Genomic DNA, 13866 nt, shown 5'->3' on the forward strand with positions numbered 1-13866 from the left:
CGAGATGAAGTATTTGTGGCGTTTACTTCCATTATCTTTCATCTTGCTGATGGCTGGTTGTGGACAACAAAACTTGTCTGCGCTTGACCCGCGTGGTCCTGTGGCAGAAGAGCAATTCTCATTAATAATGTTAAGTTTGTATATCATGATCTTTGTGATGGTTGTTGTCTTCAGTATTTATGTGTTTGTACTTATCCGTTTCCGTGAGCGGCCTGGTGACACACATATTCCTAAGCAAGTCCACGGTAACAGAACACTGGAAATAGTTTGGACAGTTATACCAATTCTATTACTCCTTGCGCTTGCCGTACCTAACGTAATGACAACCTTTACATTAGCAGATGTGGAACCAACAGATGATTCACTTGAAGTAGAAGTAACAGCTCATCAGTTCTGGTGGGAATTTGAATATCCTGAATATGGCATTGTAGCAGGTCAGGACATGTATATTCCTACAAACACAAGAATTAATATTAACCTTGAAGCAAGTGATGTAATCCATTCCTTCTGGGTTCCGGCATTAGCAGGTAAACAGGATAACGTTCCTGGTATTACAAACTATATGTGGTTTGAAGCTCCTGAAGAAGGCGTTTACATTGGTAAATGTGCTGAGCTTTGTGGAGAAGCCCACTGGCTGATGGACTTCCGTGTTATCGCTGTAGATCCTGACACTTTTGATACATGGGCTTCTAATATGGCTGCAGAAGATGCAGGCGAGATGCAGGAAGATGCAGGAGAAGTTGCTGTTCAGGGAAGAGAAGTATTTGAACAAAGCTGTATTCAATGTCATGCAGTTGGAGATGAGGGTGGAAATATCGGCCCTAACTTAACTAACTTTAGCGAACGTGAAGTTATTGCAGGATTCCTTGAGTATGATGAGGATAACGAGAATCTTAGAGCATTCATCAGAGATTCCCAGTCTGTGAAGCCTGGAAACGGAATGGATGTAGCGTTCCCTGAAGATCAGATTTCCGATGAAGAAATGGACGCACTAATTGAATACTTAAATGGACTAAGTGTATTAGATGAAGAATAAGGTTTAACAGTTAAGGGGGTAAAACGACGTGTCATATGCGGAGGCTCAGAAGAAGAGCGTGTTATGGGACTGGCTGACTACAGTCGACCATAAAAAAATTGGTATTATGTACTTAGCCGCAGGCGCATTTTTCTTCACCATCGGTGGAATAATGGCATTATTAATGCGTGCTCAGCTAATGTTTCCAAATTCGTCTTTAATACCAGCGCAAACGTTTAATGAAATATTAACGATGCATGGTACAATTATGATTTTCCTGGCAGCTATGCCATTATTATTTGGTTTTATGAACTACATTGTTCCACTGCAAATTGGGGCCAGGGACGTGGCATTTCCATTTTTAAACTCACTTGGTTTCTGGTTGTTCCTTTTTGGTGGAATATTTGTAAACTTAAGCTGGTTTTTAGGCGGAGCGCCTGATGCCGGCTGGACATCCTATGTACCGCTTGCAAGTCACTATTCAGGAATCGGTCTTGATTTCTTTGTACTCGGTTTGCAGATTAGTGGTCTCGGAACATTAATCGGGGGGATTAACTTCCTCGTAACAATTATTAACATGCGTGCACCAGGTATGAGTATGATGCGTATGCCATTATTTACATGGAATACTTTTGTTGCATCTATCTTAATCCTGTTTGCTTTCCCTGCATTAACTGTAGGATACTTACTGCTTATGATGGACCGTATTTTCGGATCCAACTTCTTCGTTGTAGAAATGGGCGGTAATGTTGTCATCTGGCAGCATTTATTCTGGATTTTCGGTCACCCGGAAGTTTACATTCTGGCTCTGCCTGCATTCGGAATTTTCTCTGAAATTATTCCTACGTTTTCTAAGAAACGTATTTTCGGTTACACTGCGATGGTATTCGCTACAATGCTGATTGGTTTCTACGGATTTATGGTATGGGCCCACCACATGTTTACAGTTGGATTAGGTCCGGTAGCTAACTCTGTTTTTGCTATTGCTACAATGGCGATTGCTGTACCAACAGGTATTAAAATCTTTAACTGGCTTCTCACCATGTGGGGCGGCCGCATAAAGATGACGACTGCCATGCTGTGTGCAGCAATGTTTATTCCTACATTTGTTATGGGTGGGGTAACCGGGGTTATGCTTGCTGTAAGTGCAGCTGACTACCAGTTCCACGATACTTATTTCGTAGTAGCCCACTTCCACTATGTTATTGTAGGTGCTACTGTTTTAGGTTTATTCGGTGGAGCGTTCTACTGGTGGCCTAGAATGTTTGGTTATACATTAAATGAAAAATTAGGAAAAGCTTTCATTATCTTATTCCTGATTGGATTCCATTTAACGTTCTTTGTTCAGCATTTCCTTGGATTATACGGAATGCCTCGACGAGTGGCGTCCTATCTTCCTGGACAGGGATGGGATGGCATGAACCTTGTCAGCTCATCAGGAGCTATCTTTATGGCGGCTGGTTTCCTGCTGTTCATCATCAACATCTTTGTCTCAATGAAAAACAAAGAAACAACTGGAGACCCATGGGACGGCCGTACTCTTGAGTGGACGATCCCGTCACCGACTCCGGAATATAACTTTGCACAGACTCCATTAGTTCGTGATTACGATGCATTCTGGTATGAAAAATATCAGGGAGACGGGAAGATTAAAGCGGCAGAGCCTCTGGGTGATATTCACATGCCTAACGGTTCAATCCTGCCAATAATTATTTCATTTGGTTTATTCGTAATGGCCTTTGGTCTCGTCTATCATACATGGATCGTGGCAGGTGCAGGTCTTCTAATAGTCTTTGGGGCGATGTTTGTAAGGTCTGTGAAAGAAGACCACGGATATCATATTCCTGTTGAAGAAATCACAAAAGATAAAGGAGGTAAGTAAACAATGGCAGAAAATCATACCGTTGAACAGCACAGCTTACCTCCAAACCCTGAGAAGGCGACCCTTGAAGGAAAAAATAAATACATGGGTTTCTGGTTCTTCCTCGGGGGAGAGGTTGTCCTGTTTGCCAGCTTATTTGGAACATATTTAGGTTTGAGAAACAGCACTGCAGGCGGTCCCGGACCATCGGACCTTTTCCACCTGGACCTCGTGTTTATCATGACTATGCTGCTTTTAACAAGTAGTTTAACGTCAGTATTTGCGATTATCTCTATGAAGAGAGGTAATTATAAAGGTTTGCTTGCATGGATGTGGGTAACAGTACTATTAGGACTCGGGTTCCTTGGGTTCGAGATTTATGAATTCTGGGATTACACAGTAAACTACGAATTAGGCTTTACAACGAGCGCATTTAGTTCGGCATTCTACACTCTTGTAGGTACACACGGTGCCCACGTAACTTTTGGTATTGGCTGGATTATCGTACTGCTTATCCGTTACGCTAAGACTGGTCTCACACTTACAAACGCACCGAAGTTCTATACGGCTACATTATACTGGCACTTCATTGATGTAGTTTGGGTATTTATCTTTACAGTCGTTTATCTCATGGGAATAGGAGGGTAATAAAATGGCAGATCATGGTATGGATCCAAGTGCTCCGTTAACCGGAGAACCTTCAAAGAATACGAAGCGAAAGTTGAGAAAAGAAGTTAAGACTCAAATCATTGGTTTTGTTCTTGCGCTTTTCCTGACTTCTATATCTTTTATTTCGATTGCAAGTGATGCGATTCCGGCAAGCTTTGCCATTCCGTTTATCTTTATGCTGGCAGTAATTCAGGTTGTACTCCAGCTCTACATCTTCATGCATTTAAACGACCGTGGTAATGCATGGCCAAATGCTATGATTTGGTCTGCAGTAGTAGTTGCCATTCCTTCAGTTGCGGCTTTAATGCTGCTTCTTGGAATCACTAAGTGGTAATCGGTAACATATGAAGCCAACAATTAAAACAAAAAATCCTCTGAGGCTGCTTTAAAGCTCCTCAGAGGATTTTTATTTACTGCTTTTTTGATTTTAGCCTGGTTGAAGACATAAAGAAGGGAACACAGCTGTGCCGCGTGTTCCCTTTAGTATTATTCAGGAAATTATAAAAGTTTTATTTTGTGGAAAAGTCGTCCAGCTCCAGCGACGAGCGTTTACATCACGAGTATGCTTTGAGTTGTCTCGACGGATACACTTCGAAGCACTTCTGGAAGAGGAAGAGACAGTTACCGAGGTCACTTCAGGCCTTTTCAGAAGCCAAAGAGCGGCTTCTGTCAAAGTCCTTCCAGTGCTTGGACCTGCGATTACTCTGTCCAGGTAAAGAGTGTCGCTCGTGACCAAAGTGGTTGCGCTTTGGTTCTTATTTAAAACTTCCAATTCAGTTTTATGATCCCTGCTTCTCTGGCGCTTGTAAATAAGATTACAATGAGCGGTCCTAATATAAAACCTAGAATACCGAGCAGCTGAAGCCCTAAATATAAGGAAATCAGTGTAGCTAATGGTGACAGCCCTATATGATGTCCCATTACTTTCGGTTCAACTGTCCGCCTGATAGTGAGCAAAACTGCCGCCAGGATCAGCAGCTGGATTGCCAGCGCAGTGTTTCCTGCGATGATATGGTAGCCAGCCCATGGAGCAAGAACAGCTATAGAGCCGATGATCGGGATGAAATCAATAACCCAGATAATTATAGACATAATGACGGCTACTTCCGGGGCTATAAATAAAAGGCCTATTAATGAAACGACAAAGATAATGATACTTACAAGAAACTGGGCCTTGAAAAAGCCAAAGATCACATATGAGAGACGGGAAGACATAAACTTAACTTTTTCAGCTGTTTTCTCCGTCATATACCCAAGGACTTTTGTTTTCAGTCTTGGCAGCTCAAGAAGGAATAAGTACAGAGAAATCAAATAAACAAGAAAAGAAATTAAGTATGCCGGAATACTCATCAATATGTTGGTTACAGCGCCAATAATATCAAGATTTTGAAGATTGTTCCGTAAATCGAAAAGCATGGTTGTAACTACGTTATCGATATCGTCAACAATTTCAGGAGAGTATGCATCAAACTGAACCCTTAAATTCTGCAGGAAAGTATTCCAGGCGAGATTGATTTCATTAATTGTATATGGAAGGTTTTCAACAAATTGATTCAGCTGGGTCATCGCTCTCGTCAGTAAAAAGTATCCTGTAAACGACAACAGGAGCAGAAACAGGATAAACACAATAAAAACGGCTAAATTTCTGCTTAATTTAGCTCTTTCAACAATAGCAGTTACAGCTGGGGCCAGGAAAAGAGCAGTTATGAGCGCTACAATAATTGGTACAGAAACCGGAAGAACAAAGTATATAACAAGGGCAAGAATAATAAGCCCAATCACAATCGTAGAATACTTTTTAACTGTGTGAGATGTCAATTTAACGCTCCTTTCCATAGGTGGTTAGTATATATATTATATTATGAAAATGTAAGTAATCATAGTGGGGGTAAAATAAATCTTCTTTTTAAAGAACTGGATGAGAATTATGTAATCAATATTTGTAAAGGCTTCAGGGCGAAAAAAAGCTTCCGATTATCATTTTATCTTAAAAATGATAGAATCGAAAGCATTGTGTTTCATCCCTTCGGACTTATGTACAACCGTTAAGCGATAGCTTCAGCTTTTACTTTTTCTGCAATTGCTTTAAGCTTTTTGTTGCTTCTGTCCACAACATTTTTAGGGAAAACTTCATCATATTCTACTCCGTGCGGGTAATAATGTTTCCCTAAAAGAACAGTCAACAATTTAACTTTTGAATGAAGTGCCGGAATCTCGCCCTCCACTGCATACCCCTGTACGCGAAGATAGTAAATTTCTTCATCCTGGACTTCCATTTTATAATCGAAGGTAATTCTCTCGTAATCGTAGGCGGAATGGAACCCAGCACTTTCCATTATATCCTCCAGTGCCTGGTATTCAATAACAAGTCCCTCAAGTCCTGTGTTTTCAAATTTCATTAATTATACCTCCTGCTAAAGCATTTTGTCTCTTTCTTATGATATTACGAAATTCACCGGGATGCAACGAAATATGTTTAGTGAGTTATTCTGGTGGTATTTATAAGTGTACGGTTCATTAATGTTTTTAGTAAAACAGTTTTCGTAAGTTCTTTTCCAAAACCTTTTGACGAGGAGGGACATTTATGAAAAAATTAGAGGATGTTATGACCAGACAGGTGGATTATTGTGAGCCTGATAATAATTTATATGAAGCGGCAGTTAAGATGAAGAAGGATGGTGTAGGGGCTATCCCTGTTTGTAAGGACGATAAAGTGGTAGGGATGGTTACTGACAGAGATATTGTTCTTAGAGCTGTTGCAGAAAAGAAACCTAATTCAACACAGGTCTCTGAAATTATGACTGAAGATATTCTTACAGCGAGCCCCGATACTTCAGTTGATGAAGCAGCAAAATTAATGGCAGAAGAGCAGGTGCGCCGGCTTCCAGTGGTTAAAGATGGGAAGCTGGAAGGTATGTGTTCCTTAGGTGATCTTGCTGTGCATACGTCCACCGAAGACGAAGCTGGTTATGCTCTGTCCGAGATTTCGGAGGAGCCTAAGTATCACCATTAATTAGCAGGTAGAACACTTCTTAAAAACAGAGGATGCAAAAACGGCCCCTCTTTCTAAAGAAGAGCAGGGCCGTTTATTATTAAAGTTATTTACTCCTGGAGACCCACTCTTATATCAGTTTTTTAAGTTTTTATCTGCTTTCTGAATCTATAATCGGAAAAAGCTGAAGGAACTTATAAACATATACTCGAATATAATTAAAGAAAGAAACGGAAGGGGAAACATATGAGAGCAGTTATATACTTACTTGTAATGATTACAGCAGTCTACGCCTTCTTTGTATACATAAACAACGGGTCAATAGAAGAACAGCTTGACAGACTGGATATTGTTTTAATCGAAAATCACGATAATGAAAATACCCCGGGACAGGCTCAGGAGGAAAATGGAGATGAACCGACAGATCACGGGGATGAAGCACTTGAACCTGATAATAATACTGAGCTGGCTCTTGAAGAAAATAATGAAGAACTAAGGGAAGAGCGAAATAACACGGAGACGGAGTCTGAACAGGTTGAATCACCGGAAAGCGACGACAATTCCACTGATCCTGTGAAGCTGCATAATCTAATTGGAGAGGACAGCAGTGAAGTAATAGAATTGTACGGAAAACCAGACAGAGTAGACCTGTCACAGTATGGATATGACTGGTGGATATACAGAGATACTCCCTATCTTCAGATAGGGGTGAAGGAGGGTAAGATAGTTACTGTTTTTACAAATGATCCGGAAGCTGAGACAGAATTATTGAACGTTGGGGATACTGCAGCCATTGCTGAAGAGGAATTTACATTCGAAGATACAGTATCGTTAAGTGGATCATTTACTTCTTACCAATTTGAGCTTACTGCTGAGGATTTAGAAATGAGGCCGCTTGCAGAACTTGACGGTGTCTGGATGCAGCTGTATGTTGATAATTTTGAAAGAACAATTTCTGCAGTCAGATATATGGATCAGGAAACTTTGCTGCTTCACCGCCCATATTCTATTGTTTACAGGGGGGAATTACCTCTGCCTGACGAGTTGTCTGATGAAGAGTGGGCGGAAGTTCAGGAGGGGCAGGCAAGGCAGATTTTTGACTCAACGAATAAAATACGGGAGCGGCATGGGCTGACTGAGCTTGAATGGGAGGACGACACAGCCTATGTTGCTTATCTCCACAGTAAAGATATGTTCGAGGACGAATATTTCTCTCATACTTCTCCAAATTATGGTGAGTTACAGCACAGGCTTGAAGCTGGGGAAGTAAATTTCTGGACGGCAGCTGAAAATATTGCAGCTGGCTATGTAGATGGATTAGCAGCTGTTGAGGGATGGCTGAATAGTGAAGGCCACAGGGTAAATCTCCTTAATGAAGAATTTACCCACCTCGGTGTCGGTGTATATCAGGATTTTTACACCCAAAATTTCCTGGTTCCCCGTTAAATTGGGCGCACCTATATGCTGAGAACCGGTATGATGTAGTATGAATATACTGGTTTTTTGACTAAGAGGTGGTATAAAGTGGGCAAGTCAATCCATCCGGACATTAAGAAGTTTAAGCTGTTCGTCAAGAATCATCCTTACGTATTAAGAGATGTGAAAGCAGGAGAAAAAAGCCTCCAGGATCTTTATGAGGAATGGGCACTGTTTGGTGAAGAGGACGATATTTGGGAAACTTACAAAACGGATGAGGATGATCAACAGGAAGAAGAGAAAGAGAGCAATGAAGCTGGAGATGAGACAGAAGCAGAAGAGGAAGAAACTGGCGGTGAAAAAAAGACTGCCCAGGATTTATTATCTATGCTAAAAAAAATGAACCTTAATGACCTCCAGGGCCATCTTTCTCAGTTCAGCGGCGTTCTCGCATCCGTTCAGGAGCTTTTGGAACAATTCAGGCCGGGGCCCCCTTCCCAGAATAGTGGAGGCGGGGAACAAAGGCAGCCGTTTTCTTACACGGACGATTAACCAAGGGGAGGTAGCGCGCTGGTGAGGAGCGATGTTCTTCAGTACATCCGCAGCAAGCCTGAGCTTCACAAGTATTTAAGATATAAGCCTTACTGGTACCGGAAGCTGGGCAGAGACCCGGGGTTAATTTCCGAAATGGAGAAGGAAGCGAAATACTTCTTTGGTAAGACGTTCCCTCAGCGGATGGACCGGCTGAATAATAATATGAATATGGCGATGATGTTCCTTGAAATGATGCGAGGGTTTGCAGCACCTAAGTAGGAGGTTTTCCTCCTGCTTTTTTTGTGTTTATAAAGGGGAGCGTAACGTGTCCCCGAGGTTCCAGGAACCGGTGTTCCTGGAACGAAGGTGCCAGGATGAACCGGCGAGTATACGCGCGAAAACGTGTTGAAAAGGGAGCACATAAAACGAGCCCGGAGGTATCTGGAACCCAGTGTACCTGGCACTAATAGCTTGCCAATCAACAAAGCACCATGAAAAAATAACAGACTCTGCAAATAAATGAATATCCTTCCTTCTGAATTGAGAAATTAACAGATAAGGAGGGGATTCACATGCATAATACTGAATACGGAAAGCCATTAACTATACAGGATAACGGAATAATTTTTCTGAGGCCCAGCCACCCTGAAAGCAGAATCGTTCAGCCTTTTCTCAGTCAGTTCTCACAATTAATTAAAACCCCTGAAGGGCTTCATATATATAAACTCTCTTCATTTTCTGTCTGGTACGCTTTAGAACTTGGAATAACAATTACTGAAATAACCAACTTTCTGGCGGCTTTTTCGCAAGGAGAAATTCCAGAAAAAATCATTCAGCTGCTTGGCCAGTGGGGTGAGAGGGCGGGGGTTCTGAGTATGAAGAGTCTTTCAAAGCGAGGCCCATGCCTTGTATCGGCTAAAGATGAGCTTCTCGAAAAACTATTTCCGGAAAGAAAGAGTGAAGTTTTTACATGTGAGTCAGGCGAAGCTTTGACTGTTTCTTCTGAGGAAAGAGGAGAATTAAAAAGAATCCTAATGGAAGAAGGTTACCCTGTAGCTGATCATCTTGGGATAGATAAAGGAGAACGGCTGAAGTTTAAATTTCAGGAGGAGATTAACTTGCGTCCGTATCAGACGGAAGCAGCAGAGGCATTTCTGAGAAATAATGGAGGTAATGGGTTTATCATCCTTCCGTGTGGCTCGGGAAAGACAGTAACTGGTCTGGGTATTATGGAAAAAGTGAAAGAAGCCACGTTGATTATAGTGCCGAATGAAACAGCGCTCCGGCAGTGGAGAAGGGAACTTCTTGAAAAGACTACGTTAACTGACAAGGAAGTTGGAATTTATACAAGTGAAAGGAAAGAAGATAAGCCAGTTACGATTACTACGTATCAGATGCTGACTTACCGAAATCCACGGACTGGTAAATTTCCCCACTTCCAGCTTTTTTATGAAAGAAACTGGGGCCTGGTCATTTATGATGAAGTACATTTACTTCCTGCTCCTTTGTTTCGTATTGTTTCAAATCTTCAGGGGAAAAGGCGGGTGGGATTAACTGCGACTTTTGTGAGAGAAGATGGTAAGGAAAGAGATATTTACAGTCTTGTAGGGCCAAAAAAGTTTGAAATCAGCATGAAGGAACTGGAAAATAACGGCTGGATAGCACAACCTGTATGCAGGGAAATTAAAGTACCTTTTTCAGAAGAGCAATGGGAGAACTATTTGAAACTGAAGAAACGGGAACGGTTCCGCTATGCCAGCGAAAATGAGCGGAAATTGGCTGTCCTTGAACAGTTAATAAAGAAACACAGAAATAGTCAGCTCCTTATTATCGGGCAGTATATCGCTCAGCTGCGGCGAATTGCCGAGCAATTTCAACTCCCGCTGTTAACAGGGCAGATGAAGCAGGCTGAGAGAGATCAGCTGTATACCAGGTTCAGACATGGTGAAGTTCAGGCACTTGTTCTCAGCCGTGTAGCGAACCTGGCTGTGGATCTCCCGGATGCACAGATTGCTATACAGGTGTCAGGAACTTATGGATCCAGGCAGGAAGAAGCCCAGCGAATTGGACGGCTGCTTCGTCCTAAGAAAGACCAGGAACCTGTAGTTTTCTATTCCCTGGTTACCCCTTCCACTCAGGAAGAAGATGTCGCCAGTCACCGGCAGCTTTTTATGGCAGAGCAGGGATATATCTATGAAAAGGAGGAATGGAGCCAATGTTCTATGCTGAGCTGAGTAATAACATAGAGAGCGCTTATGCAGCTGAAGAAAAATGGGGGAACATACCTGACTATGAAAGAAAAGTATTAAGATGGCTGGCAACGCTGCCGGACTTGGATAGAAAAATTGTTGATAAAACAGGAAGTGCTGTACACGGCCCTTACAGATATCATCAGGCATTGTGCCGGCTTATACAATCAGAATGTATTTACCTGCTGAAAACAGAGGGAGCGGAGTATTATTGTATACCAAGGGAACTGGACCATTATATTTTTAACCAATTTTTCAGTTGGGAAAAGCCTTCCGCAAATACTGTTTACTTTGATATTACTTCCTTTTTGTTTAACTTCCTGCTTTTTGTCAGCCGCCGTATCGGATCGGAACATAAACGAAGTCCCGATAATAACAGAGGGCTTATTTTTAATGAATTTGACAGCGTTTTTTCTGAAGAGTTGAAAGAGATCAGCAGAGACCCCGGTAAGCTGATTCAATATTTACGGTTTGGACCTGATAGTATTGCTGAGCACTTTGCAGGAATTTACCTGCGGGAAAAGGCTGTAAAAAAAGATATGAATGTAAAGCCTTTGCTGTATGGGAACGAAGCACCGGCCTCCCTATTCAGATCGTGCGGGGAGTTAACAGAGCTTCCTTTTTTCACATCTGTTATGCCTGAGGCAGCACTGCACATGTTCCGGAATTATTTCGACAGTTCTGTTAAGGGGATTCCTCTGCCTGACAATGAATGGCTGTTCCCACTAAATACAGAACCATCACATTTATTTATACTTCTAACCTTCAGCGATTTGGTAAGTACAGGCCAGATGCTGCATATAAAGTTTACCGAGAGCAGTATAAAGGAAGGTGAGAGGGTGTTTACGGACCCATCCCCATTCTGGAATGAGATCCTCAGTAGTTTTGCTTATGACAAGGCTGTACTGGACGAACTGGAGAGACTGGCTAAAAAGAACGCATCAGTAGTAAATAAAGGTTCATTTGTTTATTTTAAAATAAATTCTTCCTCTATGAGGAATACGCTCATGAAAAAGGCAGTTATGAATGTGGGCAAGGAGTTCGTTATTCAAGCTGAGGAAGGTATTTTTATCGCCGCAGAAAAAGCAGCAGTATGGGAGGAATATCTGGAACAGGAAGACATCTCCTTTACCTGCGACAGAATAGAAGAGGCTGCAGAGCGAAAAGAGCTGGAAAAACCCTTTACAGCAGGCAAATATGAAGATGTTCAGCTTGACGAGTGGAAGGGAGCCAGACGGATTCCGGAAGCCTCTTTCAAACTCACAAGTTACCGTGAGAATATGAAAGCGAGGATGATCCGCCAAAGCCAGGCGTTAAAACTTCCGGTCATTATCGAATTAAGCGATGGTTCGCAGATTGTCGAGGAAGTAAAAACATTAAAGTACCAGACGGAAGAAGCCGGGATTGAAACATACAGCGGAAGGAGTCTTTCTCTGGCCCATATACAGCGGCTGGCTATTACACATCCAGGAAGTGAAGAAACTGGAGAAAACCTCAGGAGTAATTAGTGATTGCTGTAAATTCATGTTATAATGCAATTGTGGAGGTGATGGTGTGATCACATCAATGACAAATGCAGATATACTTGAGGAAACTTATTCCTTTGGCGAGATAATTACTTCTTCTGAAGTATTCCATATATATATGAAAGCAAAGCAGCAGCTTGAGCAGGATAAAGAGGCTCAGGAGATGATCGGAAATTTCCGGCATCTGAAGGAAAAATACGATGAAGTTCAGAGATTCGGAAAATACCATCCTGATTTCAAAACCGTTACTAAGGATGTCAGGGAAGCAAAAAGACAGCTGGACACCCACCCATCCATCGCTGATTTTAAAAAAGCGGAGAAGGAACTGGAGCAGCTCCTGGGCGAGGTTAGTATGATTATTGCAGATGCTGTCTCTCCAAACATTAAAGTACCATCTGGTAATCCTTTCTTTGATCAGGGAGGCTGTGGAGGCGGCTGCGGCAGCGGAGGCAGCTGCGGTTGCAGCTAATACAGGCGGGAGTTTGTAAAAACTTCTAAATTATGCTAGTATTATTGAATATTAAGAAAATTAAAGGGGACATACCAATGGTTGCAAACCGGGTTGGCTTAGCTGTGTGGATACAGTCTTTAAAACAAGTCAAACAGCTCAGAAAATATGGAAATATACATTATGTCTCAAAAAAGATGAAATATGTAGTAATGTATTGTGATGAAGATCGGTCAGAGCAAACGATGGAAAAACTCCGTTCCCTTCATTTCGTAAAAGAAGTTTCCATATCTATGAGACCATGGATAAAAACAGAGTACCAGAACTCTGTACCTGAAAAAGAAAAAGAATTTGATTACAAAATGGGAATTTAAGCTTTCAACTCTGTTGGAAGCTTTTTTCTGTTTCTGGTGAATCGATTTCCACCTCAGGCGGACGCGTTCTGCGGGCACGGCTTCAACTAATTTTTTCCGGCAGAACGCCGTCAAAAATGGTTTTTCAGCTTTTCATGCTATTCCCGCAGGAACGAGCATCTTCTTCACCGCAAATGCATCGAGTTGTCTCGACGGATATTCTACGGAGCTAAGCTGGCAAAACTCTTTTTGCGACGAGTAACCGCAGGAGCAAAACTCTTTTTGCGACGAGTAACCGCAGGAGCAAAACTCTTTTTGCGACGAGTAACCGCAGGAGCAAAACTCTTTTTGCGACGAGTAACCGCAGGAGCAAAACTCTTTTTGCGACGAGTAACCGCAGGAGCAAAACTCTTTTTGCGACGAGTAACCGCAGGAGCAAAACTCTTTTTGCGACGAGTAACCGCAGGAGCAAAACTCTTTTTGCGACGAGTAACCGCAGGAGCAAAGGAAGAGACAGTCACCGTCTTAAGCTGCAATCCAAAAGTAATGATCGTCTTTTTTTTATTCAAAGCCTATATATGAAATTCAATCGGTTACCAAAAAAAATCCCGCAGCACTCATGTCTGCGGGCTGCCTTACAGCAGCTGAAAAAGGGTACGAAGGGTTCCCTTATTCGTTTCTGCCAAGGCTATGGGAGAGGAGAAACCGGAGGAAGAACTTATGGGGAAACGTAAGTCTTCTCCGCGGTTGTCAGCAACAAATATTGTTGCTACCTTTATTATGGACCAGTTATGTGAGATTAT

The 13866-nt window shown here is 42.1% G+C and carries 16 protein-coding genes; 13 read left to right on the forward strand and 3 right to left on the reverse strand.

The features are described 5' to 3' along the window. Window positions 1–4: 4 nt before the first annotated feature. The 5 genes from coxB to BK582_RS27010 all read left to right on the forward strand — a co-directional run bounded on the left by coxB (window position 5) and on the right by BK582_RS27010 (window position 4261). Window positions 5–1036 (forward strand): cytochrome c oxidase subunit II, encoded by a 1032-nt coding sequence (coxB, locus tag BK582_RS12960; protein WP_078595442.1) that lies wholly within the window; start codon window positions 5–7, stop codon window positions 1034–1036. Between the two features lie 28 nt (window positions 1037–1064). Then, a complete protein-coding gene (gene ctaD / locus BK582_RS12965; RefSeq protein ID WP_078595443.1) occupies window positions 1065–2897 on the forward strand; it encodes a cytochrome c oxidase subunit I in 1833 nt (610 codons plus the stop codon). Between the two features lie 3 nt (window positions 2898–2900). Beyond that, window positions 2901–3524 (forward strand): cytochrome (ubi)quinol oxidase subunit III, encoded by a 624-nt coding sequence (locus BK582_RS12970; protein WP_078595444.1) that lies wholly within the window; start codon window positions 2901–2903, stop codon window positions 3522–3524. 4 nt (window positions 3525–3528) lie between these two features. Continuing rightward, the gene (locus BK582_RS12975; protein ID WP_078595445.1) at window positions 3529–3879 is read left to right on the forward strand and encodes a cytochrome C oxidase subunit IV family protein; all 351 of its coding nucleotides are present in this window, start codon (window positions 3529–3531) and stop codon (window positions 3877–3879) included. Between the two features lie 238 nt (window positions 3880–4117). Continuing rightward, the gene (locus BK582_RS27010) at window positions 4118–4261 is read left to right on the forward strand and encodes a hypothetical protein (protein ID WP_169910995.1); all 144 of its coding nucleotides are present in this window, start codon (window positions 4118–4120) and stop codon (window positions 4259–4261) included. A 43-nt stretch (window positions 4262–4304) separates the two neighbouring features. Here the strand turns inward: BK582_RS27010 and ytvI are convergent, their stop codons facing one another. After that, window positions 4305–5363 (reverse strand): sporulation integral membrane protein YtvI, encoded by a 1059-nt coding sequence (ytvI, locus tag BK582_RS12980; RefSeq protein ID WP_078595446.1) that lies wholly within the window; start codon window positions 5361–5363, stop codon window positions 4305–4307. 227 nt (window positions 5364–5590) lie between these two features. Continuing rightward, complete coding sequence (locus tag BK582_RS12985; RefSeq protein WP_078595447.1) at window positions 5591–5944, reverse strand: YugN family protein; 354 nt, start codon at window positions 5942–5944, stop codon at window positions 5591–5593. A 185-nt stretch (window positions 5945–6129) separates the two neighbouring features. Between BK582_RS12985 and BK582_RS12990 the strand changes: the two genes are divergently transcribed. The 8 genes from BK582_RS12990 (at window position 6130) to BK582_RS13025 (ending at window position 13084) form a co-directional block, all read left to right on the forward strand. Continuing rightward, the gene (locus BK582_RS12990; RefSeq protein WP_078595448.1) at window positions 6130–6558 is read left to right on the forward strand and encodes a CBS domain-containing protein; all 429 of its coding nucleotides are present in this window, start codon (window positions 6130–6132) and stop codon (window positions 6556–6558) included. A 225-nt stretch (window positions 6559–6783) separates the two neighbouring features. Further along, the gene (locus BK582_RS12995; protein ID WP_139368248.1) at window positions 6784–7983 is read left to right on the forward strand and encodes a CAP domain-containing protein; all 1200 of its coding nucleotides are present in this window, start codon (window positions 6784–6786) and stop codon (window positions 7981–7983) included. Window positions 7984–8061: 78 nt separating this feature from the next. Further along, window positions 8062–8505, forward strand: coding sequence for a YlbD family protein (locus tag BK582_RS13000; RefSeq protein ID WP_169910997.1), 444 nt, complete (start codon window positions 8062–8064; stop codon window positions 8503–8505). A 21-nt stretch (window positions 8506–8526) separates the two neighbouring features. Beyond that, window positions 8527–8766: a YlbE-like family protein gene (locus BK582_RS13005; RefSeq protein ID WP_078595450.1), complete on the forward strand. Its 240-nt coding sequence runs from the start codon at window positions 8527–8529 to the stop codon at window positions 8764–8766. A 293-nt stretch (window positions 8767–9059) separates the two neighbouring features. Further along, window positions 9060–10721 carry a DNA repair helicase XPB gene (locus BK582_RS13010; RefSeq protein WP_078595451.1) on the forward strand — a complete coding sequence of 554 codons (1662 nt, stop codon included), beginning with the start codon at window positions 9060–9062 and terminating at the stop codon, window positions 10719–10721. Further along, complete coding sequence (locus BK582_RS13015) at window positions 10703–12244, forward strand: hypothetical protein (RefSeq protein ID WP_139368249.1); 1542 nt, start codon at window positions 10703–10705, stop codon at window positions 12242–12244. Before BK582_RS13010 ends, BK582_RS13015 begins: the two co-directional genes overlap by 19 nt. Window positions 12245–12290: 46 nt before the next feature. Next, entirely contained in the window at window positions 12291–12731 is a 441-nt protein-coding gene (locus tag BK582_RS13020) for a YlbF/YmcA family competence regulator (RefSeq protein WP_177344644.1), read from the forward strand. Between the two features lie 77 nt (window positions 12732–12808). Further along, window positions 12809–13084, forward strand: a complete 276-nt coding sequence (locus BK582_RS13025) for a YlbG family protein (protein WP_078595453.1) — start codon at window positions 12809–12811, stop codon at window positions 13082–13084. Between the two features lie 200 nt (window positions 13085–13284). Here BK582_RS13025 and BK582_RS26515 read toward each other — a convergent pair whose 3' ends face one another. Further along, entirely contained in the window at window positions 13285–13599 is a 315-nt protein-coding gene (locus BK582_RS26515; RefSeq protein WP_218190725.1) for a hypothetical protein, read from the reverse strand. Window positions 13600–13866: the final 267 nt, after the last annotated feature.

The organism is Evansella clarkii (genome assembly GCF_002019695.1).
Lineage (GTDB): Bacteria > Bacillota > Bacilli > Bacillales > Salisediminibacteriaceae > Evansella > Evansella clarkii.

Coding starts and splice junctions, on each gene's coding strand:
- coxB (WP_078595442.1), top strand. CDS start 5: ATGAAGTATTTGTGGCGTTTACTTCCATTATCTTTCATCTTGCTGATG.
- BK582_RS12970 (WP_078595444.1), top strand. CDS start 2,901: ATGGCAGAAAATCATACCGTTGAACAGCACAGCTTACCTCCAAACCCT.
- BK582_RS12975 (WP_078595445.1), top strand. CDS start 3,529: ATGGCAGATCATGGTATGGATCCAAGTGCTCCGTTAACCGGAGAACCT.
- BK582_RS12985 (WP_078595447.1), bottom strand. CDS start 5,944: ATGAAATTTGAAAACACAGGACTTGAGGGACTTGTTATTGAATACCAG.
- BK582_RS12990 (WP_078595448.1), top strand. CDS start 6,130: ATGAAAAAATTAGAGGATGTTATGACCAGACAGGTGGATTATTGTGAG.
- BK582_RS12995 (WP_139368248.1), top strand. CDS start 6,784: ATGAGAGCAGTTATATACTTACTTGTAATGATTACAGCAGTCTACGCC.
- BK582_RS13010 (WP_078595451.1), top strand. CDS start 9,060: ATGCATAATACTGAATACGGAAAGCCATTAACTATACAGGATAACGGA.
- BK582_RS13015 (WP_139368249.1), top strand. CDS start 10,703: ATGTTCTATGCTGAGCTGAGTAATAACATAGAGAGCGCTTATGCAGCT.
- BK582_RS13025 (WP_078595453.1), top strand. CDS start 12,809: ATGGTTGCAAACCGGGTTGGCTTAGCTGTGTGGATACAGTCTTTAAAA.